This is a genomic window from Ruegeria sp. HKCCD9138 (genome assembly GCF_057220975.1).
The window spans coordinates 147,071-171,860 of the sequence record NZ_JBWVAZ010000010.1; the positions used below are offsets into that span (position 1 = coordinate 147,071).

Here is a 24,790-nt window from a genome sequence, read left to right on the forward strand (position 1 = left end):
ATGGGCGCCTATATTCTAAGACGTCTGCTGCTGGTCATTCCGACCCTTCTGGGCATCATGATCGTCAACTTCACCTTGGTGCAGTTCGTGCCGGGTGGACCGATCGAACAGATCATCGCGCAAATCGAGGGCCAGGGCGACGTCTTCGCCGGGTTTGCAGGCAGCGGTGATGCCGGTGCGGGGGCCGAACCGGCCGGGGGCGCATTCGACGACAAATATGTCGGCGCGCGCGGTTTACCGCCTGAGTTCATTGCCGAGCTTGAAAAGGAATTCGGGTTCGACAAACCGCCGCTCGAACGCTTTTTAGGGATGATGGGCAACTACCTGACGCTGAACTTCGGCGAGAGCTATTTTCGCTCGATCAGTGTGATCGATCTGGTGCTGGAGAAGATGCCCGTCTCGATTTCGCTGGGCCTGTGGTCGACCCTGATCGCTTATCTGGTGTCCATCCCGTTGGGCATTCGCAAGGCAGTCAAGGACGGGTCCAAGTTCGACACATGGACCAGCGGCACGATCATTGTGGCTTACGCCATTCCCGGATTCCTGTTCGCGATTCTGTTGCTTGTGCTGTTTGCGGGCGGCTCTTACTGGCAGATTTTTCCGCTGCGTGGCCTGACCTCGGACAATTGGGACAGCCTCAGCCTTTTTGGTAAGATCACGGACTATTTCTGGCATATCACCTTGCCGATCATTGCCTTGACCATTTCGGCCTTTGCCACGCTGACATTGCTGACCAAGAACTCGTTTCTGGATGAAATCAAAAAGCAGTATGTCATGACGGCCCGCGCAAAAGGGTTGAGCGAAGGGAAGGTGCTGTACGGGCATGTTTTCCGTAACGCGATGCTGATCGTGATTGCGGGCTTTCCGGCGGTGTTCATCGGCGTGTTCTTCGGCGGCTCGATTATTATCGAAACCATTTTCTCGCTGGATGGCCTGGGTCGTCTGGGTTTTGAGGCCGCGGTGGCGCGCGACTATCCTGTGATCTTCGGCACTCTGTTCATCTTCGGTCTGATGGGGCTGGTCGTCGGCATCATCAGCGACCTGATGTATGTTCTTGTCGACCCGCGCATCGATTTTGAAAAGCGGGAGGGGTAAATGGCGCTGTCCCCACTTAACCAGCGCCGTTGGCGCAATTTTCGCCGAAATGGGCGGGCGTTCTGGTCGCTGATCATTTTCTCGGTGCTGTTCGGCCTGTCGCTGTTCGCCGAGTTCATCGCCAATGATAAACCGATCCTCGTGAAGTATCGGGGTGAGTTCTATACGCCGGTCTTCAACTTCTACGCAGAAACCGAGTTCGGCGGCGATTTCCAGACCGAAGCCATCTATCGCGACCCCGAGGTGCAGTGCCTGATTGACAGCGGCGGGCTTGAGGAGTGCTTTGACGATCCCGAAGGAATTATCGACGAGATCAAGGCAGGTACTTTCGCGGCCGAAGGGTTCGAGCGCGGCTGGGCCATCTGGCCCTTGATCCCATATTCCTTCAACACCAGCGTGGATCGGCCGGGGGCCGCGCCATTGCCGCCCAACGGCCAGAACCTGCTGGGCACGGATGACACCAAACGCGATGTGCTGGCCCGTGTGATCTATGGCTTCCGCCTGTCGATTGTGTTCACTCTGATCGTGACGAGTGTGGCCAGTCTGATCGGCATCTTTGCCGGTGCAATTCAGGGCTTTTTCGGCGGGTGGCTGGACCTGATCTTTCAAAGGATCATTGAAATCTGGTCTGCCACCCCCTCGCTGTACGTGATCATCATCATGTTCGCCATTCTGGGGCGAAGTTTCTGGTTGTTGGTCGCACTTATGATCCTGTTCGGCTGGACTGGACTGGTGGGCGTGGTGCGCGCCGAATTTCTGCGGGCCCGGAATCTGGAATACGTTCGCGCGGCCCGGGCACTGGGCGTCGGGAACATGACCATCATGTTCCGTCACATGTTGCCCAACGCGATGGTCGCAACGCTGACCTTCATGCCGTTTATCGTGACGGGAACCATCGGCGGTCTGGCCTCGCTGGATTTCCTGGGTTTCGGCCTGCCGTCGTCGGCGCCATCGCTGGGGGAACTGACCTTGCAGGCCAAGCAAAACCTGCAAGCCCCGTGGCTGGCTTTCACCGCCTTCTTCACCTTTGCCATCATGCTGTCCCTGCTGGTCTTCATCTTCGAAGGCGTGCGCGATGCGTTTGACCCGAGAAAGACCTTTTCATGAGCTTGCTGGATGTGAACAACCTCAAGGTTTCGTTCCGGCAGGACGGGCAGGTCAGCGCGGCGGTCAACGGAGTTTCCTTCACCGTGGACCGCGGCGAGACGGTTGCCTTGGTGGGCGAGTCTGGGTCAGGCAAATCCGTCACGGCCCTGTCGACCGTATCCCTGCTGGGCGACAGCGCGATTGTCGAAGGCTCGGTGCAATATGATGGGCACGAGATGATCGGCGCCTCGGAAGACAAGCTGATGGATGTGCGCGGCAACGATATCAGTTTCATATTTCAGGAACCGATGACTTCGCTGAACCCGCTGCACACGATCCAGAAGCAGATGGCGGAGTCGCTTGCACTGCATCAGGGCTTATCCGGCGACGCGGCGCGGGATCGGATCGTGGAACTGTTGACCAAGGTTGGCATTCGCGACCCGCAGGAGCGGCTGGACGCCTATCCCCATCAGCTTTCTGGCGGGCAACGCCAGCGTGTCATGATTGCCATGGCGCTGGCCAACAAGCCGGACATTCTGATCGCCGACGAGCCGACAACGGCCTTGGACGTGACCATCCAGGCGCAAATTCTTGAGCTTCTGGCAGAATTGCAGAAGTCGGAAAACATGGGGATGCTGTTCATCACCCACGACCTGGGCATCGTGCGTCGAATTGCGGACCGGGTTTGTGTCATGAAGGATGGCGAGATTGTCGAGACCGGTGTAACGTCCGAGATCTTCGACAACCCGCAACACCCCTACACACAAAAGCTGTTGGCAGCAGAGCCGTCCGGGCATCCTGATCCAGTCGCTTCGGACGCTGAAGAGGTGGCGCGGACGGAAAGCCTGAAAGTCTGGTTTCCGATCCAGCGTGGGTTCCTGAAAAGGACGGTCGGCTATGTAAAAGCGGTCAATGACGCCACACTGAGCGTGCGCGCAGGCGAGACGCTGGGCATCGTGGGCGAAAGCGGGTCGGGCAAGACCACGCTGGCGCTTGCGATCATGCGCCTGATCTCCTCGGAAGGCGAGATAACATTCCGCGACCAGGACGTGCGCCGCTGGTCCACGCGTGAATTGCGGCGGCTGCGCAAGGATATGCAGATCGTGTTTCAGGACCCGTTCGGCAGCCTCAGCCCGCGGATGACCTGCCAGCAGATCATTGCCGAAGGGCTGGCAATCCACAAAGTCGACCCCCATCGCGCCCCGCGCGAGCTTGTTGCCGAAGTCATGACCGAAGTTGGGTTGGATCCGGCCGCAATGGATCGTTACCCGCATGAGTTCTCGGGCGGTCAACGGCAGCGAATAGCCATCGCGCGGGCCATGGTGTTGCGACCCAAGCTGCTGGTGCTGGACGAGCCGACCAGCGCGCTCGACATGACAGTGCAAGTACAGATCGTCGACCTACTGCGCGATCTGCAGCGAAAATATGGTCTGGCCTATCTGTTCATCAGCCACGACCTCAAGGTCGTGCGGGCAATGTCTCACAATGTCATCGTCATGCGGAATGGCGATGTGATCGAAATGGGCAAGGCCGAGGATCTGTTTGAAAATGCTCAGACCGATTATACCCGCGAACTGATCGCGGCGGCGGGCTGAAACCAGCCCGCGTGCCTTAGTCGCCTAGGCGATTTCCTTGCGTTGTGTGGGCGTGGGTACCGGTCCTCGCAACTCTTCATAGTGATCGAATTGCAGCTTTACCCAACCGGTACCGCGCGTAGCGCTGGCGAGGGTGCGGTGCAGTTCGTCCTGAGCTACGGCAGGCAATTGCGCGTTGAAAATCTCCCAGCCCGAGGCGTTGGGATTTCCCTCGAATCCCAGCACCTGCCCTTGCAGCGAACTGATGGTTGGCACCAGATCCCCCACAAAGACAGAAGGCAGGTGGATTTCTGCATTCAGGATCGGTTGCAGGACAACCGGTTTGGCCTCTGGCAACGCCTCGCGCACGGCATTTTTACCTGCGGTGCGGAAGGCATAGTCCGAACTATCGACGTTGTGGTGCTTGCCGTCGCTGAGTGTGACCTTGACGTCCACCACGGGAAACCCCTCGGGCCCCTGTACCAGCGCATCCTTGGCACCATGTTCAACAGATGGGATGTAGTTCTTGGGCACCGCGCCGCCCTTGACCACCTCTTCGAACTGAAAGCCTGAACCGCGCGGCAATGGTTGAACCGTGATAACCACATCCGCGAACTGGCCTGCGCCGCCGGACTGCTTGCGGTGACGGTGACGGTGTTCGATTTTCGAACGGATGGTTTCACGATACGCCGTTTCGGCAGCTTCAGCTTCGATCTCGATCCCGAAATCTTCGGCCAGTTTTGCAGAGACGCGGCGCATATGCTGTGGCCCTTGCGATCCCAGAACCGCGTGGCCGCTCAACTCGTCCTGCTCCAGATGCAAGCCAGGATCGATCTCGACCAGGCGAGAAAGGGCATTGGACAGCCGCACGTCGTCCCGTTCATGGGCAGGCGATACGACCTGACGGTGTGCCGCCGGGTGCGAAGCCGCCCATTCCGGAAGCGGTGTCGCCGAGTTGCTGTCATACAGGTAGCCGGGGTTCAGGTGGTCGGACTTCACCGCCAACCCGATCTGACCGGCCTCAAGAGCGCCGATTTGGGTTTTGGCATCCAGCGTCGTCAGGTTTCCGACCGTTTCGCCGCCCAGGGGCTCATGTGCTTTCACGCCGTCGCCCAGACCGCGCAGGACGATGATCTTGCCGATATGTTTCTTGACGTCTGCGAATCCGGCAATGGCCCGCGCGTTTTCCGCGGCTTCGTCCCGTCCCGCGGCAATGTCGAACTCGGGCGCTTCATGGCGCAGGGCCTTCATCAGACGGGTCAGACCGTTCCCGTGGCTCGCCGCGCCCAGACAGGCCGGTATCAACTGATGGTTTTGCAGCACCTGTGCGGCCAGGTCATAGATTTCTGCGCTGGGTGGCTGTTTGTCTTCGATCAGCTGTTCCAGCAGGTTGTCGTCGAAATCGGACAGTGTTTCCAGCAACTCGGTGCGGGCTTCCTGCTCGCGGTCTTCCACCGACTGCGGCAGTTCGATCAGGGCCGAGGGCTGTCCTTCCTGATACTTCCACGCGCGCTCCGAGATCAGGTCGACGGCACCGATGATCGTGTCCCCCTCGCGGATCGGCACCTGACGCAGGGCGATATGATGGGTGCAATAGGTTTGCAGGGCCGAGATTATGTCGCGAATCCGCCCGTTGGGGTTGTCCATGCGGTTGATGAACAGGAAACAGGGAATGCCGGCCTCTTCGACCAGCCGCAGATAGGGTGCGCACAGGACGGCTGCGTCCGGGTCGGGGGGCACGACCACGACAGCGGCGTCCGAGATGGCCATTGCGGGCCCGACATAGGCCAGCGCATCGCCGCCGCCATCCACGTCAATTGCGCACCAGGGCTCGTCCAAGTAAGAAAAACCGTGCAAATGCACGGTCCCGGATACGTCGAATGTTGTTGGGCGGCTGTCGAGGCGGCTGATGGCCTCGACCAGGGTGGATTTGCCCGATTGGCTGGGGCCGAGGACGGTGAAAACGCGCATGAGTGCTGTCCCTCTTTCAGGTTGCAGAATGGCTGCACGAAAAGGGCTGTCGAACGCGTTTGCGCCGGCAAGAACTGTCTGCGATTTCGCCTGCCTCAGAGTGCGAAGAGGCGGGCCTCTCCACCCCTAGAGTGTGGAGAAAACCGAAGGCGTGCGTCAAGCCCCCGTGCCGTTTTAGAAGGGGACGGGCCGAATACCGGCCCGTCAAACAGATCTTAGATCGCCGAACTGTGCCCGGCCTTGCTCAGGTCATAGGCGTCAAAGTTGCGGGCAATCATGCGGGTCAGAGCGCGCGCTTCCGGCGGTATGAACAGACCCCTCTCGTCAATCTGCAGCAATCCGTCGAACGCGGCGTTTGCGCTCTTGTACATCTGTTGCAACTCCGGCCGGGAGACATCGTGATCCCGAAGAATCTCGGCCGTGTCGATCCGGAAATCGCACATCAGCGCCTCGATCAGGCGCGCGCGCAGTATGTCTTGACCTTTGAACAGGTGTCCGCGCGAAGTTGAGAAGCGACCGTCGCGGATGGCCTTGGTGTGCGCCGAGGTCGCCGGAGCATTTTGCGCATACCCCTGAGGAAACCGTGAAATCGAGCTGGCGCCCACTCCGATCAGAACCTCGGCCTGATCATCCGTGTAACCCTGGAAGTTCCGCTTCAGCCGCCCGGCCTTCAGCGCATGGGTCAATCCGTCATCCTGCGTTGCAAAGTGGTCGATACCAATCTCGGCGTAATTGTCCCACAGGAACAATCGACGTGCGGTTTCGAACAGCTCCAGCCGCTGTTCCGGCGTCGGCAGTGCATCCGAAGGGATCAATTGCTGGCGTTTTGCCATCCACGGCACGTGCGCATACCCGTAAAGCGCAACGCGATCCGGCGACAGAGACAGCAGCTTTTGCACGCTTTCGGTCATGCGCGCCTTTGTCTGGTGGGGCAGTCCGTAAAGGATATCGGCGTTCAGGCTGGATATCCCGCGGGCACGGATCATTTCGACGGCGTCACGCGTAACGTCATAACCCTGAATGCGTCCGATGGTCTTTTGGATTTCGTCATCGAAATCCTGAACACCGATCGAAGCGCGGTTCATGCCGGCCTCGGCCAGCGCGTCCAGTCGTTCCTCGTCGATTTCATTCGGGTCGATCTCGACCGAAAATTCGGCATCGGGGCCAAGGGGGACGGTGTCAAGGATACGGGCAGCCAGTTCCCGCATCAGATCGGGGTTCAGCAAAGTTGGCGTTCCGCCGCCCCAGTGCAGGCGCGACAGCTTCACGCCTTCGGGAAGGCGGGCCGCCAGCAGGTCCAGTTCTGCCTTCAGAACATCGACATAAGCGATGACGGGGTTGTCTGTCTGTGTGCCTTGCGTTCTGCAGGCGCAAAACCAGCAAAGTCTGCGGCAGAAAGGCACATGGATATAGAGCGAAATGGCGCTGCCCGGAGCGATGCCGGATACCCAGTCGCCAAACAGATCTGACCCTACGTCATTATTGAAATGCGGGGCTGTGGGATAGCTTGTGTAACGCGGTACTTTCGCGTCAAAAAGTCCAAGCCGTGCCAGTTGCGGTTTTATTGTCATAACGATACGGCTATACCGGGAGAGGCTCAGATACTTTGACCGAGATCAAGTGGAAACGCGAATGACACTCAAGGCTTTGTATGAGCACACCAACTGTGAAGAATGTCCGATCCGGCATCGGGCAGTGTGTGCGCATTGCGAAAAAGACGAGCTGGAAGAGCTTGAGAGTATTAAATATTATCGTAGTTTTGAGGCCGGACAGACCTTAATCTGGTCCGGCGATCCGATGAATTTCGTTGGCTCTGTCGTGTCCGGAATTGCGTCACTGACGCAAACGATGGAAGACGGGCGGACGCAGATGGTCGGCCTTTTGCTGCCCAGCGATTTCGTCGGGCGACCGGGGCGCGAATCTGCGGCTTACGACGTGATCGCCACGACCGATCTGGTAATGTGCTGCTTCCGCAAGAAACCATTTGAAGAGCTGATGGGAAGGACACCGCATATCGCCCATCGTTTGCTTCAGATGACGCTGGACGAGCTGGATGCCGCGCGGGAATGGATGCTGGTGCTGGGGCGCAAGACCGCGCGCGAGAAGATAGCCAGCCTGCTGTCGATCATTGCGCGCAGGGACGCATCAATTCATCGTAAGGGCATGTCGGGGCCGATCGTGTTCGATCTGCCGCTGACCCGCGAGGCGATGGCCGATTATCTTGGTCTGACGCTGGAAACGGTCAGCCGGCAGATTTCGGCCCTGAAAAAGGATCAGATCATCACTCTGGAAGGCAAGCGCCACGTAACGATCCCCGATATGGGGCGCCTCATGGAAGAGGCGGGCGATGACACGGACGGTGGTTTCCTAGTGTAACGGTTGGCCGGACGGGCCCTTGCCAGTCAAGATCAGGAGCGGGATATGGAATTCAGCAGCGTATTGGCGATGATCTTCATCGGCGCGATTGCCGGTTGGCTTTCGGGCAAAATCATGGAAGGGCGCGGGTTCGGCCTGATCGGAAACGTGATTGTCGGTATCGTAGGAGCCTTTTTGGCCGGGACGATCTTCCCGGCCCTGGGTTTTGCTGTCGGCGGAGGGCTGTTTTCCTCGATCTTCTTTGCGACGGTCGGCGCGGTGATCCTGCTGTTTCTTATCGGATTGGTGCGCAAGACGTAGACGTCATCTGACACTCCGACCCGTGGCCGGGGCACCAAACAATCCAGCGTTCAGTGGGCCAGAAAAACCGGTACTTCCGATTGTTCCAGCATATTCCGTGTCGCGCCGCCCAGAATGGCTTCGCGGAAACGCGAATGACCATATGCACCCATGACGATCAAATCGGCTTCGGTATCTGCGGCGTGGCGATTCAGGATGTCTGATACGCGTGTCATTGTCTTGCTGAGGACGTCGATCTCGCACTTCACACCGTGCCGGGCCAGCATTTGCGATAGCATCCCGCCGGGATCCGAACGGTCAGGTCCGTGTCGGGGTGGGTCGATGACAACGATCCGCGCCAGATCGGCTTGTTTCAGAAGCGGCAGGGCCCGGCGAATGGCCCGCATAGCCTCAGGGCTTTCATTCCAGCCAATCATCACGGTCTTAGGCGTTGTTATCGGCTTTGCCTCGTCGGGGACCAGCAGCACCGGGGCGTGGCCTTCGAACATGGCAGCCTCGACAATCGGTTCAGCCTCGGCATCGCGGTCTTTGCCGTAGGGGCGCGGCAGGATGATCAGATCGGAGAACATTGCCCGACGCGCCACGTGACGTCCGAGATCGGCAATCTGGGCAACCCCGCTTTCGGTCGACCAGCGGACGTTCGACTTACCCAGAATATCTTTGGCGAGGGCCTGTATTGCATCGGCCTCGGCATTCGCGCGGCTCAGGGTTTCCTGCAGAATCAATGCGTTTGCACCTGCGTAATAGTATCCTGTCTGGCTGCGGTCGACGCCAAGGCACAGGGCTTCGGCGTGGGCATCCTGTACTTCGGCCAGGGCAATCATCTGGTTTAATGCGATTTTTGCCAGACTGGTTTCTGTCATGACCGTCAAGAGTGATTTATAAGCCATGTCGTCCTCTTGTTTCGAGGTGCTGGCCGGATCAGGGCCTGCACCTGCCTCTGCGAAAATACCTGTCACAGAAAACAGCCACTTGTCTTGACACAGATCAAAGCAAGATTACCAACCTCACTGCATTAAAACACGCAGTCAAACGGGTTTCGTGCGGCACCAAGAATCGCGCGAGGCATGGCAAAGGGACGCAATATGTCAAATTACATCAAGCTGATCGTGCTTGGTCTGGTCGTGGTGTTTGCCGCGATAGGGTCCAATTACGCACGAGATTTGGCGTATCAGGTGCACGCGATACTGGTAATGCTGATTGCCGGTGGTCTTTTCATCTGGACGCTTAGAAACACAGACGAGCCAGATATTCTTGTAGACCGTTCAGGTGAATACATGGATGGGGTGATCCGCTATGGCGTGATCGCGACCGCGTTTTGGGGGGTTGTCGGGTTCCTGGCAGGGACCTTCATCGCGTTCCAGCTGGCCTTTCCGGCGTTGAACTTCGAATGGGCGCAGGGATATCTGAACTTTGGCCGTTTGCGTCCGCTGCACACCTCGGCGGTGATTTTTGCCTTTGGCGGTAACGCGCTGATCGCGACTTCGTTCTACGTCGTTCAGCGCACCAGCGCCGCGCGCCTGTGGGGCGGAAACCTCGCATGGTTCGTGTTCTGGGGCTATCAGTTATTCATCGTACTGGCCGCGACCGGTTATCTGCTGGGCGGCACGCAATCCAAGGAATACGCCGAGCCCGAGTGGTACGTCGACCTTTGGCTGACGGTTGTCTGGGTCGCCTATCTGGCCGTTTATCTGGGCACGATCGTCAAGCGGAAAGAGCCCCACATCTATGTCGCAAACTGGTTCTATCTGGCCTTTATCGTCACCGTCGCCATGTTGCACCTGGTCAACAACATGACCATTCCGGTCAGCGTCTGGGGTTCGAAATCGGTCATCGTCTGGTCGGGCGTCCAAGACGCCATGATCCAGTGGTGGTATGGTCACAATGCTGTGGGCTTCTTCCTGACTGCCGGTTTCCTGGGCATGATGTACTACTTCATCCCGAAACAGGCCGAGCGTCCGGTGTTTTCGTATAAGCTGTCGATCATTCACTTCTGGGCGCTGATCTTCCTGTATATCTGGGCCGGTCCGCACCACCTGCACTATACCGCGCTGCCCGACTGGGCCTCGACGCTGGGCATGGTGTTCTCGGTGATCCTGTGGATGCCGTCCTGGGGTGGTATGATCAACGGTCTGATGACCCTGTCGGGTGCATGGGACAAGCTGCGCACCGACCCGGTGATCCGGATGATGGTGATCTCGGTCGGCTTCTACGGCATGTCCACGTTCGAGGGTCCGATGATGTCGATCCGCGCGGTGAACAGCCTCAGCCACTACACCGACTGGACCATTGGTCACGTGCACTCGGGTGCTCTGGGCTGGAATGGCATGATCACCTTTGGTGCGCTGTACTTCCTGGTACCTGTCCTGTGGAAGCGTGAGCGTCTGTATTCGCTGCAAATGGTCAGCTGGCACTTCTGGCTCGCCACCATCGGCATCGTGCTCTATGCCGCATCGATGTGGGTCACCGGTATCATGGAAGGCCTGATGTGGCGTGAAGTGGATGCCAACGGCTTCCTGGTGAACTCGTTCGCCGACACCGTGGCCGCCAAGTTCCCGATGTATGTGGTGCGTGCTCTGGGTGGCGTTCTGTTCGTCGCTGGCGCTGTGATCATGTGCTACAACCTGTGGATGACTGTGCGGAAAGCGCCGGCCAAAGAGGCCAGCCTGACCGTCGCGGTCCCGGCTGAATAAGGAGGGCCGGAGCAATGGCAATTCTCGACAAACATAAGATCCTCGAGACCAACGCGACCCTCCTGCTGGTGTTCAGCTTTCTGGTCGTGACCATCGGTGGCATCGTGCAGATCACCCCGCTGTTCTATCTTGAGAACACCATCGAGAAGGTGGAGGGCATGCGCCCTTACACCCCTCTCGAAATGGCCGGGCGCGAGATCTACATCCGCGAAGGCTGCTATGTCTGCCACAGCCAGATGATCCGCCCGATGCGGGATGAGGTCGAACGCTATGGCCACTATTCGCTGGCGGCCGAGTCAATGTATGATCACCCGTTCCAGTGGGGATCGAAGCGGACCGGGCCTGATCTGGCTCGGGTCGGTGGCCGGTATTCGGACCAGTGGCAGATGGACCACCTGCGTGATCCGCAGTCGGTTGTGCCTGAATCGGTGATGCCGAAATACGGCTTCCTTGAGCATCGCAAGCTGGATGGCAAGTATATCGGCGACATCATGGCTGCGAACGCTCTGGTCGGTACACCTTATACCGACGAGATGCTGGAAAACGCGGTTGCGGATTTCCGCGCGCAGGCTGATCCGGACAGCGACTTTGACGGTTTGCTGGAACGCTATGGCGACAAGGTCAACGTGCGCAACTTCGACGGTCAGCCCGAACTGACCGAAGCGGACGCCTTGATTGCCTATCTGCAGATGCTGGGTACGTTGGTCGACTTCTCGACCTTTACCCCAGATCCGAGCCGCTAAGGAGGGTGTGATGGAAGAATACACATTCCTCAGGCAGTTCGCCGACAGCTGGATGCTGCTGCTGCTGTTTGCCTTTTTCATTGGCATCGTCATTTGGGTTTTCCGTCCCGGTGCCAGCAAGGAATACAAGGACACAGCCAACATCCCGTTCCGGCATGAAGACAAACCCGCCACATCCGAGGAGGCGCGGAAATGAGTAAGACACCTGAAAAACTACCGGGTGATCCGCAGACAACCGGACACTCCTGGGATGGACTTGAAGAATTCGACAACCCGATGCCGCGCTGGTGGCTGTGGACCTTCTACGCCACGATCATCTGGGGCGTGATCTACACGATCATGTATCCGGCCTGGCCCTTGGTCCAATCGGCAACTGCCGGTGTGCTGGGCTGGTCCTCGCGCGAAATCGTACAGCAGGAAATGGTCGCGTTCGAGGAAGCGAACGCGCCATGGAACGCCAAGCTGGTAGAGACGCCGCTGGAGGACATCTCCAAGGACGCCGAATTGCAGCAATACGCTGTCAACGCGGGTGGCGCTGTGTTCCGCACCTGGTGCGCTCAGTGTCACGGCTCGGGTGCGCAGGGCGCGCCGGGCTTCCCGAACCTGCTGGATGATGCATGGTTGTGGGGCGGTGCGCTGGAGGACATCGAATACTCTGTCGCCTACGGTATCCGTAACGAGGAAAGCGACGATGCGCGCTACTCCGAGATGCCGGCATTCGGCGAAATCCTCGAACCCGAAGAGATCACTCAGGTGGTTCAATATGTGATGTCGCTGACCAATGCTCAGACTGACGATGCCGCGGCGCAGGCGGGCAAGGTTGTCTTTGAAGACAACTGTGCGGCCTGCCACGGTGAGGACGGCACAGGCGACGTCTTCCAGGGCGCACCGAATCTGACCGACGCGATCTGGCTATATGGCGGCAGCGAAGAGGCTTTGACTGAGACGGTCACCAACAGCCGCTTTGGCGTCATGCCTGCGTGGGAAAACCGTCTGACCCAGGCGCAGATTCGCGCTGTGTCGGCCTATGTCCACCAGTTGGGCGGCGGTCAGTAAGGTCCAGGGAACACCTCCGGGCGGTCTCCCGCCCGAAGGTTGAGGCACCGGCTGTTCCATCTGTTCGCGCGTTTCCTGAACAGCCGGTGCCGCTTTTGCAACGTACAAACTTGCCGTGTTCCGGTCCAGATGGGTCGCCAGGCAGATCACGGTGTGCGGACACTGCCTTCCTTTTCTTTTTCCTTCCACCAATGGCCGTCCGGCAGCCATACCCCTTTGGGCGCGTCTTTGGTTTTACCGGCACGAACTCCCGGGTCGTGAACCCCGGAGGCGATCATGAATGTTCTGGCAAAGATCGAGAGCATGGGATCTCTCCTGTATCTGGTTTCGATTAGGTAAAGGATTGATCTTTGGGGTCGGAAATGCGACTCAATTGCCATTCCAATATGTAAGCAGGAGTTACATATGGATTGGCTGAGTCTTCCGCCTCTGGCGTCTCTCAGGGCCTTTTCGGCCTTTGTCGAAAAGGGAAATGTAGTTCAGGCTGGCGCGGCGCTGAATGTCAGTCATGCTGCAATAAGCCAGCAGTTGCGGGCGCTTGAAAGGCACCTGGGTGTTGCTTTGCTGGATCGATCGGGTAAGTCCCTGTCGCTGACGGCTGAAGGCGAACAGTTTGCACGCGCCTTGCAGCTTGGCTTTGGCGCGATCAGAACGGCTGTGGACACCTTGAGGCAGTCCGGCGAGGAGCGTCCGGTGCATGTCTCGCTGACGTCATCCTTTGCGGCGTCTTGGCTGATGCCACGGTTGCCGGCATTCCAGGCGGCGCACCCCGAAGTCGACCTGACACTTGATCCGTCGCCGAGCCTGGTCAGTCTTGATCCTGGCGGAGTGGATGTTGCCATCAGGTACGGTGCAGGAGACTGGCCCGGCGTCGATGTGCAAATGCTTCTGAAAACACCCGTGGTCATCGTCGCTGCGCCCAAGTTGTTGGACGGCAAGACCAACTGGACCCCGGAAGAACTGGGGCGATTGCCCTGGCTTGAAGAGCTGGGCACAACCGAAGCTACTACATGGCTGGCCGAACACGGCGTTGATCACGGGCCAAGCGCCGGACGTATCGAGCTGCCCGGCAATCTGGTGCTGGAAGGATTGCGCGCGGGGCAGGGCGTGACCGTGACCGTGCGACATTTCGTCGAGCATGACATCCGATCAGGGCGGCTCGTCGAGCTCTATACCGAGCCAAATGAACGCGGATACCATATTTTAACGGCAAAAACCGCACTCCGGCCGTCCGTAAAGACGTTTGTTCAGTGGTTGATACGGCAATCCCCGGAAGTGTGATAAAAGGTATTTGCTCGATGCGCATTTTGACCCATGTCAAAGTTTGAATGCCTGTGATCTGGAATTAGTCCTCAGCAATAGCCACACCCGGAGCCAACCCGTGAGCGCACCCGATCCTGCCCCCAGTCTTTATGCCGCCCGAGAACCAATCTTTCCGAGACGGGTATCTGGACCATTCCGCAATCTGAAGTGGATCATCATGGCGATCACGCTGGGGATCTATTACGTGACGCCATGGATCAGATGGGACAGGGGGCCGAGCCTGCCGGATCAGGCGGTGCTGCTGGATCTGGCAAACCGGCGCTTCTATTTCTTCTGGATAGAAATCTGGCCGCACGAATTCTATTTTGTCGCCGGTCTGTTGATCATGGCGGGGCTGGGCCTGTTCCTGTTCACGTCCGCCTTGGGGCGGGTCTGGTGCGGCTATGCCTGTCCACAGACTGTGTGGACCGATCTTTACATCTTGGTCGAGCGCTGGATTGAGGGCGACCGGAATGCCCGATTGCGTTTGCATCGACAGAAGAAGCTGGACTTTCGTAAGGCCCGGTTGCGACTGACCAAGTGGGCGGTCTGGTTGCTGATCGGATTGGCGACAGGCGGAGCCTGGGTTTTCTATTTCGCCGATGCGCCGACGCTTGCGCGTGATCTGGTGACTGGCAACGCTCACCCGGTGGCGTATACCACCATACTGATCCTGACCGGCACAACCTTCCTGTTCGGCGGGTTCGCACGCGAGCAGATCTGCATTTATGCCTGCCCCTGGCCGCGGATCCAGGCTGCAATGATGGACGAAGACACTCTGGTCGTTGGTTACCGCGAATGGCGCGGAGATCCGCGCGGAAAGGGCAAGCGAACTGAAGAGTCCGAGCTGGGCGACTGCATTGACTGCATGGCATGTGTGAATGTCTGCCCGGTGGGTATCGACATTCGTGACGGTCAGCAGTTGGAGTGCATCACCTGTGCCCTGTGTATCGACGCCTGCGACGACATGATGGCCAAGATCGGGAAGCCGCGCGGTCTGATCGACTACATGGCGCTGAGCGACGAGACGCGCGAACGCGAAGGGAAACCGCCCAAGAGTGTGTGGAAACACATCCTGCGTCCACGGACCATCATGTACACGGCGCTGTGGTCGCTTGTCGGATTTGCATTGCTGTTCGCACTCTTCATCCGGTCCGATATCGATCTGACCGTGGCACCGGTTCGCAACCCGACATTTGTGACCCTGTCCGATGGGACGATCCGAAACACTTATGATGTCCGTCTGCGCAACAAGCATGGCGAGGATCGGCCGTTCAGGCTGTCGCTGGCCGGAGATCCGGCAATGCGGATCGAGATTGAGGGTATCGAAGGCGAGACTGTCAATGTGTCTGCGGATACGGCACAATTGACGCGCGTTTACATCGTTGCGTCAAAGGAAACGGGACCGGCAGCCGCAGGCGCGACTCCGGTGCGCATCTGGGTCGAAGACTTGACCAATGGTGAACGGGCGTACAAGGACACCACCTTCAATGGACGAGGGAACTGATCATGTCGGAACGTCAATTCACAGGGAAACATGCGCTGGCGGTGTTTGTCGCTGCCTTTGGGGTGATCATCGCCGTGAATCTCGTGCTGGCTTACAGTGCCGTCAAGACTTTCCCGGGGCTCGAGGTCAAGAACTCCTACGTTGCCAGCCAGGAGTTCAATGAACGTCTGCAAGAGCAACAGGCCTTGGGTTGGGAGATCCGCGCCGAAGTCTCGGGTGGGTTGCTGATCCTGCACATCACGGATCAGACCGGCACCCCGGTTGAAGTGGCAGAATTGCAAGCCGTCGTCGGTCGTGCAACGCACGTCAAAGACGACTTTTCCCCGGACTTCACATTTGACGGTACCGCCTATTCAACTCCGGCTGCATTGGGCATAGGCAATTGGAACATCCGTCTGGTTGCCAAGGATCGTGATGGGGCAGAATTTGCGCAGCGTGTTCCGCTGTATGTAAGGGGCTGATGCAATGACGGTGCAGATATCTCCGGGCACGGCGGCTTGCCCCGGATGCATCGCTGCACCGGCAGAACCCGCTCGCCCCACGCCCGAGGACGTGCAGATCGCTTTGTCATTGCCGGGCATCCATTGCTCGGCCTGTATCGCTACGGTCGAGCGTGAGCTGAATGCCCAGCCAGGTGTCGAGGATGCGCGGGTCAACCTGACGCTCAAGCGTGCGATGATCAAAGCCGCGCCCGATATCCGCGCCGCCGACCTGATCCCCGTGCTGGAACGCTCAGGCTATGAGGCGCACGAGCTGGATCCGGGTGCCTTGTCGGCAACGCAATCCGACAAGGCCGGGCGCGACCTGTTGATGCGGCTGGCAGTGGCCGGGTTTGCCTCGATGAATGTGATGCTGCTGTCGGTTTCGGTCTGGTCAGGTGCCACTGACGCCACGCGGGATATGTTCCACTGGATTTCGGCGGCCATCGCGTTGCCCGCAATCGCGTTTTCCGCGCAGCCGTTCTTTTCCAACGCCTGGAGCGCACTGCGTGTGCGCCGCCTGAACATGGATGTGCCGATCGTTTTGGCCATCCTGTTGGCACTGGTCACGTCGCTTTGGGAAACGGCGTTGAGTGGGGAACACGCGTATTTCGACGCCGCGTTGACGCTGACCTTCTTTTTGCTGGCCGGACGGTACCTTGATTACCGAACCCGGGCCGTCGCCCGGTCCGCAGCCGAAGAACTGACGGCGCTAGAGGTGCCCCGCGCGATCCGGATTACGGATGGCGTCGAAGAAGAGGTAGCCGTTTCCGCATTGAATGTCGGTGACCAGATCCTTGTTCGTCCCGGTGGCCGGATGCCCGTCGATGGTCAGATTGTTTCGGGGCAATCCGAGCTGGACAGATCCCTTTTGACCGGCGAAACGCTGCCCGTTTTCGCGCAGGAAGGGCTGTCTGTCAGTGCCGGTGAGGTAAATCTGACCGGTCCACTTACCATTCGCGCCACTGCGGTGGGTGAAGATACGTCGCTGCACCGAATGGCCGACCTCGTGGCAATCGCGGAATCCGGTCGTTCGCGCTATACCTCGCTGGCCGACAAGGCAGCCAAGCTCTATGCGCCCGGAGTGCACATTCTGGCAGCGCTCAGTTTTCTGGGGTGGTATATCTATTCCGGCGACATCCGAATCGCGCTGAACATCGCTGCGGCAGTTTTGATCATCACATGCCCCTGCGCATTGGGACTGGCTGTACCTGCAGTGACAACAGCGGCGTCAGGTCGGTTGTTCCGAAGCGGGATGCTGATCAAGCACGCAACCGCGCTGGAACGTCTGGCCGAGGTGGACACCGTTGTTTTCGACAAGACCGGAACCCTGACATCAGGCACGCCCGAACTGACTAATCTGGGCGACCATTCCCGGGCTGAACTTGAAGTCGCACTGGCACTGGCCGAAGCCTCTGCCCATCCGCTGTCAGTTGCGCTTGCGCGTGCGGCGCGCGCGGCGGGGATCAGACCGGCTGCGCTCCGAAACATCATCGAGGTGCCGGGTTACGGTACCGAAGCTGTGTATCACGATCAGCGCGTCCGGTTGGGTCGGGCGGCCTGGGTTGGCGCAGAAGACAGCGACCAAACCTCGGCCTGGCTGGCAATCGGTACGCAACAGCCTGTGGCGTTTACCTTCTCGGATTCCTTGAGAGCCGGAGCCGCCGAGGCGGTGGAAACGTTCCGGAAATCTGGCAAAGAGGTCATTCTGATTTCTGGTGACACACAGGGCGCGGTCGAATCTTTGGCCGACAAGCTGGGTATTCAGACCTGGATCGCGCAGGCGCTGCCGCAGGACAAAGCGGCCCGCGTTCAGGAACTGAGCGAGCAGGGGCGTCATGTTCTGATGGTCGGGGACGGCCTGAATGACACGGCGGCTCTGGCGGCGGCGCATGTATCGATCTCTCCGGCTTCGGCGCTGGATGCGGCGCGGGTGGCGTCGGATATCGTTCTGCTGGGCAACGACCTGGCCCCAATCGCGGATGCCTGCGACACAGCCGTCAAGGCGACCAGACGGATTCGCGAGAACTTCCGCATCGCGACCGTTTATAATATAGTTGCCGTGCCGCTGGCCGTGGCCGGGCTGGCCACACCGCTGATTGCGGCGCTGGCGATGTCGACGTCGTCGATAACCGTGTCCCTGAATGCATTGCGCCTGAGGTAGCTGATATGGAAGTACTGGCCTATCTGATACCGATTTCCCTGCTTTTGGGCGGCGTTGGCCTGGTCGCGTTTATCTACACGGTCCGATCGAACCAGTATGACGACCCAGAAGGTGACGCGCGTCGCATCCTGAGTGATGAGTGGGACGATAAGCCCAAGCCCTGAGTTAAGCCTCACGAGCCCTTGAAATTGCCGCAATGCCCGGCTATGTCCGGCCCATCCGCTAGCAGAGAGATTGAAGCCTCATGGCCACCACAAACCCGATCCAGTTCATTCAGCAGGTCCGTGCCGAAGTCGCAAAGGTCGTCTGGCCGACCCGGCGTGAGGTGCTGTTGACCACGGTCATGGTGTTCATCATGGCGGCTTTGACAGCGGTGTTCTTTGCACTGGTTGATCTGGGTATTCGTGGCGGTTTGCAACTGATCCTTGGCGCGTTCAGCTAACCCGGATTGGGCAGGTGTAAACGCCACTGCCCCCTTGCACAGCGTGCGATGTCGGAGTAGGTGACATGACTATTCGGAATGGGCGTGCGGCGAATCAGGTTGCGCGCCGCTTTTTATTCCGGGTCACGCGATAGAATTTCAATGAAGGGCGCTCAGCCGCCCTGACGGTAAACAAGGACGACAGGTTCATGGCGAAACGGTGGTACTCGGTCAGCGTTCTTTCGAATTTCGAAAAGAAGATCGCAGAGCAGATCCGCACGTCGGTGGCTGAACAGGGCCTTGAGGACGACATCGACGAGGTTCTGGTGCCCACCGAAGAGGTGATCGAAGTGCGCCGGGGCAAGAAGGTTACCACCGAACGCCGCTTCATGCCGGGTTACGTGCTGGTGCATATGGAAATGTCCGACCAGGGCTACCACCTCATCAACTCGATCAACCGCGTCACTGGTTTCCTGGGCCCGCAGGGCCGCCCGATGCCAATGCGCGACGCCGAGGTGAACCAGATCCTCAACCGCGTTCAGGAAGGTGAAGAAGCGCCCAAGCTGATGATCACCTTCGAGGTGGGCGAGAAGGTCAAGGTCAACGACGGCCCGTTCGAGGATTTCGACGGCATGGTCGAAGGCGTGGACGACGAAAACCAGAAGCTGAAGGTCTCGGTCTCGATCTTCGGTCGGGAAACCCCGGTCGAGCTGGACTTTACGCAGGTCACCAAACAAAGCTGAACGGTAGCCGAAGAAACGTAATTCGGGGTGTCCTTTGGGCACCCCTTTTTCTATGACTTTCGGGTTTGCCAGACCGTCTGATCCTCGCCAAACCCTTTCAGTGACACGGTTCCAATCCGTTCGCACAGTTCCGGTAGAATTGATGCCGCCGCTTCGGAGATGACGTTGTCGCAATCCAGTTCGGTTGCCGCTGTGACTAGTCGTGCCGTCAAGTTGACGTCCGGACCGATTGCAGTGAAATCTAAACGGTCTCCGCCACCGATATTGCCGTAGTGAAAGCGACCGTGGTGGATCGCCGTTCGAACGCCAAGCTTATTGTCGAATTCGGCGGTACTCAGCGACGTCCGGCCCTCGCGCACCGCAGAAATGGCCGCTTTGATCTGTGCTTCCGGCGGCAGGGCTTCACTGGTCGGGAAGATCGCAAAAAAGCCATCCCCCATGAATTTGAGGATCTCGCCCCCGTGCTCCATCACTGCGGGAACCAGGCAATCGAAGGTTTCATTCAACAGCCGGACCAGCGCGTCCCCGGATACCGAGTTCGAAAGCTGGGTGAACCCCTTCAGGTCCGCAAACAGGATAACAGCTTCAATCTGGCCGCCATCGCCGCGATGAATCTTACCGTCCAGAATTTGGGAACCGCTGTTGCGGCCTACGTAGGTCGACAAAAGGTATGTTGCGTCAAGCCGAAGCATGTAGGTTTCCGTCAGCCGCGCGAGCGGTCCGCGAACCCTCTCCAGAATGGCCAGATCCCGGTCTGAAAAACCGCCGGGGGTCGCGCTTGACCACGTGCATACATGGGTGTCGTCATTGAGATAGATCAGGGGTTGTGCAAGGTAATCCGTGAACCCTTGCTCGCGCAGTTCACCTACTATGATGTAGTCCTCGGGGCAGTTGGGGTCTTCCAGATGGCGCCGGATGGGCTTTTGCCGCTCGATCACGTGTGGCAGGGGGTTATCGGTATAAATCGCTGTCGTGAACAGCTGCGACGGCGCGTCGACCTTGTCTACACCTTTACCGGCTTTCCAGATGAAACGGCGTCCTGTCAGGTTGGGGTGCATCGTCCAGATGAACAGCCCGAACCGGTCGACGGCGACACCGGCATTCAGCAGGCGAGAGCAGATGCCTTCGATGATGTCCACGGCATTGCCCGCCGAACGGGCTCCGTCGACCATCCATTCGATAAGTGCATCAATCTTTGCTTTTTGCTGGTTCGGTTCCGGTGACAGGGGCAAGTTGATAGCCTCGAATTGCGATGCGGCGTAAACGTCTGATCCGCGCCATGGAAATTGTGACCGTCTTGTGTTTCGACATCAAGTTCCGGGTATGGGTGTGGATCGGCTTTGTGCAAAAACGTCTTGCGATTCTCTGTTCAGGCTAGTAAGGCGCAGCTCTGTCGCCGAAAGCGGCAATCCCTGTGGGAGACGAGGCGCGCGCGCGTGCCGGATCGAACCACATCACGCATATCTCTCGGGTCGCGATCTGAGAGAGTTGAGAAAGGAAAACTAAATGGCCAAGAAGCTTGCTGGTACAATGAAACTGCAGGTTCCTGCAGGTCAGGCGAACCCGTCGCCGCCAGTTGGTCCGGCGCTGGGTCAGCGCGGCATCAACATCATGGAATTCTGCAAGGCGTTCAACGCCAAGACCGCAGACATGGAGCCCGGCGCTCCTTGCCCGACCGTGATCACCTATTATCAGGACAAGTCCTTCACCATGGACATCAAGACGCCGCCCGCGTCTTACTACCTGAAAAAAGCGGCTGGTCTGAAGCCGGTCGGCAAGCGTAACCGTCCCCGCGGTGCGGAGAACCCCGGTCGTGAGACCGTGGCCACCGTGACCTCGAAGCAGGTTCGTGAAATCGCCGAAGCCAAAATGAAAGATCTGAACGCCAACGACGTCGAAGGCGCAATGCAGATCATCCTGGGCTCGGCCCGCTCTATGGGCATCGAGGTGAAGTAAGATGGCAAAACTCGGTAAACGTACCCGCGCTGCGCGCGAAGCTGTCGCCGGCAAGGAAAACCTGTCGGTCGAAGAAGCAGTTGCCCTGGTCAAAGCCAACGCAACCTCGAAATTCGACGAGACCATCGAAATCGCACTGAACCTGGGCGTTGACACCCGTCACGCGGACCAGATGGTTCGCGGCGTTGTTGGCCTGCCGAACGGCACCGGCAAAGCGATGCGCGTTGCTGTGTTCGCTCGTGGCCCCAAGGCGGACGAAGCGAAAGAAGCAGGCGCAGACATCGTTGGCGCAGAAGACCTGATGGAAACCATCCAGGGCGGCACCATCGAATTCGACCGCTGCATTGCTACCCCGGACATGATGCCGGTTGTTGGTCGTCTGGGTAAGGTTCTGGGTCCCCGCAACCTGATGCCGAACCCCAAGGTTGGCACCGTGACCATGGACGTGAAAGCGGCCGTGGAAGCTGCCAAAGGTGGTGAAGTTCAGTTCAAGGCTGAAAAAGGTGGCGTTGTGCACGCCGGCGTCGGCAAAGCGTCGTTCGACGAAGCTAAGCTGGTCGAAAACGTCCGTGCGTTCGTTTCGGCCGTGGCCAAGGCCAAACCGTCGGGCGCCAAAGGCACCTACATGAAGAAAATCGCGCTGAGCTCGACCATGGGCCCCGGCGTGACACTGGACGTGGCTGCTGCCGCAGGCGAATAAGCCTTAGCACACAACGCGTAATAATTGATCCCGGGTGGTTTTCGTCACCCGGGATTTTTTGTTTTCCGCCACAAAAGGCGCAGGATGTTGTGGCGGGAGTTTTTTTGCTATGATCCTCAAACCCTTCGCAAAAGCAGGTGTTGGTTTCTGTGAGTTATCAGTGGAGTCGGTGGCAAGGTGCAGTTCGAAAGTCTTTTGGACTCCTTTATCGTTTTGCTGGCGTTGGTTGGGGCGGCAGTCTGGTTCAAGCGCAGGGCCATTATCCAGGAGCATGAACAAGGCGTTTTTGCCCGGCTGGTTACGGATTTCGCGCTTCCCGCTCTGATATTTGCCAATTTAAGCCGCGAGCCTTTCGACTTTGGAAATTTCAAACTTGCCGCAGTGCTGTTTACGGCAATTGCGATAGTCATGTGTGTGGCTTGGTTGATCGGCAGCCGGATGAAGCTGGAAAGCCCCGTCCTTGGTTCGGTGATACTGGTGTCGGGTGTTGGAAGTACATCGACACTTGGATACTCGCTTATTCAGAACATCTACGGTGACAACAGCGCGGTCATGAGCCAATTGGTGATCATGGGCGAGGTCGGGGTGGTTTTGCCCCTGTTTACCATCGGTGTCGCCATCGCCAGTTACTTCGGTGAAAGCGCCAAAGACGGCCCACGTGTCGGCGCGGCCCTGCGAACATTCATCAAATCGCCGATCTTTATAGCCTTTTTATTGGGGATCTTTGCCTCTCTGTTAGGCGTCCCGCAGGATGTCAAGTTGACGCAACTGCTGAACGCGTTTCTTGCAATTGCTGCGGATTCCCTGACTTTCCTGGTGGCATTTACCATCGGGCTCATGCTTCGGCCGGTTGGGATGGGGCGTATGGCAGGCCTGTTTTTGCTCGTTTGCTTCCTCAAGCTGGTGTTGGAGCCGGTGGTTGCAGGCGGGTTTGCGATTGTTCTCGGCTTGCCTGACTTCCAGAGGAGTATTTTGATTGTTGAGGCGGCAATGCCTTCGGGGGCCTTGGCCGTCGTGATTGCGGCCAGATATGGGTGTGACGCAGCCGTGGCATCGGCGCTTTTGATCGCAACCTTCGCGATGAGTTTGATTGCCATTCCTCTGATCGGTGTTTTGACGCTGTAGGTGTTCCCGCTTGATGTCCGGAAAGAGCGGCGTTTCATTATGAGATACGATACCGTCTGGGCACTGCTGCGGTGATTGAGTTCCCCACTTTTGCAAAGCCCGAATTCTGACCAGTTGACCAAATTTACCCCTTGGAAACCCCAGCTATCTGCCCTAATAAGACCTGCGGAATAAAGCGTGCGATTCGTCGTGCGCTTTATTTCGTTTCGTCCAAGACGGTGGGTGGGTCCATACGGCCCCTTAATTCCCTGCCTGAGACGGGTAAGACCAAAGAATTCTGAGGGTCACGATCCTCGGGCGAGTTTTGGCCAATCCCGTAACAACGGACCTGAACGCCGGAGCGTAAGCTGCGGCAAATATGAGCCGGGGTGAGATATCACCCCAAACTTGGAGAGAACTGTGGATAGAGCCCAGAAAGAGAAAGTGGTCGAAGAACTCGGCCAGATCTTCGAAAGCTCTGGCGTCGTGGTGGTTTCTCACTACGCCGGTCTGACAGTTGCCGAGATGCAGGACCTTCGCGCACGTGCTCGTGACGCGGGTGGTGCCGTGCGTGTTGCCAAGAACAGGCTCGCCAAAATCGCCCTTGAGGGTAAGCCGTGTGAAAGCATGGCCGACCTGCTGACAGGGATGACCGTTCTGACCTATTCCGAGGACCCCGTGGCAGCAGCCAAGGTGGCCGAGGACTTCGCCAAGGAGAACCAGAAGTTCGAAATCCTTGGCGGTGCAATGGGCGAGAACGCTCTGGACCGCAAAGGCGTTGAAGCCGTTTCGAAAATGCCGTCTCGTGAGGAGCTTATTGCTTCGATCGTGGGCTGCATTGGCGCACCTGCTTCGAACATCGCCGGCGCGATTGGCGCACCTGCAAGCAACATCGCAAGCATCCTTTCCACCATCGAAGAGAAGGCGGAAGCTGCGTAAGCGGTTGGCACTGAATGATCTGCGTGGGGTGATGATGCCCCGACGTTGGAACACACACTGTAAACGGAAAGAGCTGATACAATGGCTGATCTGAAGAAACTGGCAGAAGAGATCGTTGGTCTGACCCTGCTGGAAGCACAAGAACTGAAAACCATCCTCAAAGACGAATACGGCATCGAGCCCGCAGCTGGCGGCGCCGTGATGGTCGCAGGCGCAGCTGGCGATGCCGGCGGTGCAGCTGAGGAAGAAAAAACCGAATTCGACGTCGTTCTGAAGAACGCCGGCGCTTCGAAAATCAACGTCATCAAAGAAGTTCGCGGCATCACCGGCCTGGGCCTGAAAGAAGCCAAGGAACTGGTCGAAGCCGGCGGCAAGATCAAAGAAGGCGTCGACAAGGCAGAAGCCGAAGAGATCAAGGGCAAGCTGGAAGCAGCTGGCGCCGAGGTCGAACTGGCCTAAGTCAGTCTTCTGGTGCATCTCTGATGCATCAAAAATTTTGGCTGGGTCCGGAGAAATCCGGGTCCAGCCGAACCTGTCTTAGAAAGGGCCTCATGCAAAGGGGGCGTTTTCTAAGACGCGGT

At 58.4% G+C, this 24,790-nt stretch carries 26 protein-coding genes; 21 read left to right on the forward strand and 5 right to left on the reverse strand.

All coding sequences use genetic code 11. From position 1 onward, the window contains the following. Genes AC2TEL_RS16780 through AC2TEL_RS16790 form a run of 3 tightly spaced genes read left to right on the forward strand, consistent with a single transcriptional unit; the run spans position 1 to position 3,776 of the window. Entirely contained in the window at positions 1-1,095 is a 1,095-nt protein-coding gene (locus AC2TEL_RS16780) for a microcin C ABC transporter permease YejB (RefSeq protein ID WP_480841128.1), read from the forward strand. Next, positions 1,096-2,202 (forward strand): ABC transporter permease, encoded by a 1,107-nt coding sequence (locus tag AC2TEL_RS16785; RefSeq protein WP_480905505.1) that lies wholly within the window; start codon positions 1,096-1,098, stop codon positions 2,200-2,202. Beyond that, on the forward strand, positions 2,199-3,776 hold the full coding sequence (locus AC2TEL_RS16790) for an ABC transporter ATP-binding protein (protein WP_480905508.1): 1,578 nt from the start codon (positions 2,199-2,201) through the stop codon (positions 3,774-3,776). Before AC2TEL_RS16785 ends, AC2TEL_RS16790 begins: the two co-directional genes overlap by 4 nt. A 24-nt stretch (positions 3,777-3,800) precedes the next feature. Here AC2TEL_RS16790 and AC2TEL_RS16795 read toward each other — a convergent pair whose 3' ends face one another. Further along, complete coding sequence (locus AC2TEL_RS16795) at positions 3,801-5,726, reverse strand: elongation factor G (RefSeq protein WP_480905511.1); 1,926 nt, start codon at positions 5,724-5,726, stop codon at positions 3,801-3,803. A 215-nt stretch (positions 5,727-5,941) separates the two neighbouring features. Then, positions 5,942-7,297, reverse strand: coding sequence for an oxygen-independent coproporphyrinogen III oxidase (gene hemN / locus AC2TEL_RS16800; protein WP_480905514.1), 1,356 nt, complete (start codon positions 7,295-7,297; stop codon positions 5,942-5,944). A 61-nt stretch (positions 7,298-7,358) separates the two neighbouring features. Here hemN and fnrL point away from each other — a divergent pair, with 61 nt between their 5' ends. Both fnrL and AC2TEL_RS16810 read left to right on the forward strand, forming a co-directional pair. Next, positions 7,359-8,102, forward strand: a complete 744-nt coding sequence (gene fnrL, locus AC2TEL_RS16805) for a transcriptional regulator FnrL (protein ID WP_480841118.1) — start codon at positions 7,359-7,361, stop codon at positions 8,100-8,102. 45 nt (positions 8,103-8,147) lie between these two features. Then, positions 8,148-8,402: a GlsB/YeaQ/YmgE family stress response membrane protein gene (locus tag AC2TEL_RS16810; protein WP_480841116.1), complete on the forward strand. Its 255-nt coding sequence runs from the start codon at positions 8,148-8,150 to the stop codon at positions 8,400-8,402. Positions 8,403-8,452: 50 nt separating this feature from the next. Here the strand turns inward: AC2TEL_RS16810 and AC2TEL_RS16815 are convergent, their stop codons facing one another. Next, complete coding sequence (locus AC2TEL_RS16815) at positions 8,453-9,292, reverse strand: universal stress protein (RefSeq protein WP_480905517.1); 840 nt, start codon at positions 9,290-9,292, stop codon at positions 8,453-8,455. Between the two features lie 195 nt (positions 9,293-9,487). On the opposite strand from AC2TEL_RS16815, the gene ccoN reads away from it, so the two are divergent. From ccoN to ccoP, 4 genes are read left to right on the forward strand one after another with little or no spacing between them, the layout of a single operon-like run. After that, entirely contained in the window at positions 9,488-11,095 is a 1,608-nt protein-coding gene (gene ccoN / locus AC2TEL_RS16820) for a cytochrome-c oxidase, cbb3-type subunit I (RefSeq protein WP_480841112.1), read from the forward strand. A gap of 14 nt (positions 11,096-11,109) precedes the next feature. Further along, the gene (ccoO, locus tag AC2TEL_RS16825; RefSeq protein WP_480841109.1) at positions 11,110-11,838 is read left to right on the forward strand and encodes a cytochrome-c oxidase, cbb3-type subunit II; all 729 of its coding nucleotides are present in this window, start codon (positions 11,110-11,112) and stop codon (positions 11,836-11,838) included. A gap of 10 nt (positions 11,839-11,848) precedes the next feature. Beyond that, positions 11,849-12,034, forward strand: a complete 186-nt coding sequence (locus AC2TEL_RS16830; protein ID WP_480841107.1) for a cbb3-type cytochrome oxidase subunit 3 — start codon at positions 11,849-11,851, stop codon at positions 12,032-12,034. Further along, positions 12,031-12,894, forward strand: coding sequence for a cytochrome-c oxidase, cbb3-type subunit III (ccoP, locus tag AC2TEL_RS16835; protein ID WP_480841105.1), 864 nt, complete (start codon positions 12,031-12,033; stop codon positions 12,892-12,894). Before AC2TEL_RS16830 ends, ccoP begins: the two co-directional genes overlap by 4 nt. Positions 12,895-13,040: 146 nt before the next feature. On the opposite strand, the gene AC2TEL_RS16840 is transcribed toward ccoP, so the two are convergent. After that, positions 13,041-13,199, reverse strand: a complete 159-nt coding sequence (locus AC2TEL_RS16840; protein WP_480905520.1) for a hypothetical protein — start codon at positions 13,197-13,199, stop codon at positions 13,041-13,043. 100 nt (positions 13,200-13,299) lie between these two features. Here AC2TEL_RS16840 and AC2TEL_RS16845 point away from each other — a divergent pair, with 100 nt between their 5' ends. The 7 genes from AC2TEL_RS16845 to nusG all read left to right on the forward strand — a co-directional run bounded on the left by AC2TEL_RS16845 (position 13,300) and on the right by nusG (position 19,510). After that, positions 13,300-14,175, forward strand: coding sequence for a LysR family transcriptional regulator (locus AC2TEL_RS16845; RefSeq protein ID WP_480905522.1), 876 nt, complete (start codon positions 13,300-13,302; stop codon positions 14,173-14,175). A gap of 100 nt (positions 14,176-14,275) precedes the next feature. Next, a complete protein-coding gene (gene ccoG / locus AC2TEL_RS16850) occupies positions 14,276-15,703 on the forward strand; it encodes a cytochrome c oxidase accessory protein CcoG (RefSeq protein ID WP_480905525.1) in 1,428 nt (475 codons plus the stop codon). Positions 15,704-15,705: 2 nt separating this feature from the next. Beyond that, positions 15,706-16,164, forward strand: a complete 459-nt coding sequence (locus tag AC2TEL_RS16855; RefSeq protein ID WP_480905528.1) for a FixH family protein — start codon at positions 15,706-15,708, stop codon at positions 16,162-16,164. 4 nt (positions 16,165-16,168) lie between these two features. After that, positions 16,169-18,346, forward strand: a complete 2,178-nt coding sequence (locus tag AC2TEL_RS16860; protein WP_480905530.1) for a heavy metal translocating P-type ATPase — start codon at positions 16,169-16,171, stop codon at positions 18,344-18,346. 5 nt (positions 18,347-18,351) lie between these two features. Then, complete coding sequence (gene ccoS / locus AC2TEL_RS16865) at positions 18,352-18,510, forward strand: cbb3-type cytochrome oxidase assembly protein CcoS (protein WP_170335604.1); 159 nt, start codon at positions 18,352-18,354, stop codon at positions 18,508-18,510. Positions 18,511-18,590: 80 nt separating this feature from the next. Beyond that, entirely contained in the window at positions 18,591-18,788 is a 198-nt protein-coding gene (gene secE, locus AC2TEL_RS16870) for a preprotein translocase subunit SecE (RefSeq protein WP_480841093.1), read from the forward strand. Between the two features lie 188 nt (positions 18,789-18,976). Further along, positions 18,977-19,510 carry a transcription termination/antitermination protein NusG gene (nusG, locus tag AC2TEL_RS16875; RefSeq protein ID WP_039539910.1) on the forward strand — a complete coding sequence of 178 codons (534 nt, stop codon included), beginning with the start codon at positions 18,977-18,979 and terminating at the stop codon, positions 19,508-19,510. A gap of 50 nt (positions 19,511-19,560) precedes the next feature. Here nusG and AC2TEL_RS16880 read toward each other — a convergent pair whose 3' ends face one another. Then, positions 19,561-20,742: an adenylate/guanylate cyclase domain-containing protein gene (locus tag AC2TEL_RS16880; RefSeq protein ID WP_480841091.1), complete on the reverse strand. Its 1,182-nt coding sequence runs from the start codon at positions 20,740-20,742 to the stop codon at positions 19,561-19,563. 274 nt (positions 20,743-21,016) lie between these two features. On the opposite strand from AC2TEL_RS16880, the gene rplK reads away from it, so the two are divergent. From rplK to rplL, 5 genes are all read left to right on the forward strand, one after another. Further along, positions 21,017-21,466: a 50S ribosomal protein L11 gene (gene rplK, locus AC2TEL_RS16885; RefSeq protein WP_010440985.1), complete on the forward strand. Its 450-nt coding sequence runs from the start codon at positions 21,017-21,019 to the stop codon at positions 21,464-21,466. A 1-nt stretch (position 21,467) separates the two neighbouring features. Beyond that, a complete protein-coding gene (gene rplA, locus AC2TEL_RS16890) occupies positions 21,468-22,166 on the forward strand; it encodes a 50S ribosomal protein L1 (RefSeq protein WP_480905533.1) in 699 nt (232 codons plus the stop codon). A gap of 177 nt (positions 22,167-22,343) precedes the next feature. Further along, on the forward strand, positions 22,344-23,291 hold the full coding sequence (locus AC2TEL_RS16895; protein ID WP_480905536.1) for an AEC family transporter: 948 nt from the start codon (positions 22,344-22,346) through the stop codon (positions 23,289-23,291). Between the two features lie 399 nt (positions 23,292-23,690). Beyond that, positions 23,691-24,209: a 50S ribosomal protein L10 gene (gene rplJ / locus AC2TEL_RS16900; RefSeq protein WP_480841085.1), complete on the forward strand. Its 519-nt coding sequence runs from the start codon at positions 23,691-23,693 to the stop codon at positions 24,207-24,209. A gap of 81 nt (positions 24,210-24,290) precedes the next feature. Continuing rightward, positions 24,291-24,668, forward strand: a complete 378-nt coding sequence (rplL, locus tag AC2TEL_RS16905; RefSeq protein ID WP_093964343.1) for a 50S ribosomal protein L7/L12 — start codon at positions 24,291-24,293, stop codon at positions 24,666-24,668. Positions 24,669-24,790: the final 122 nt, after the last annotated feature.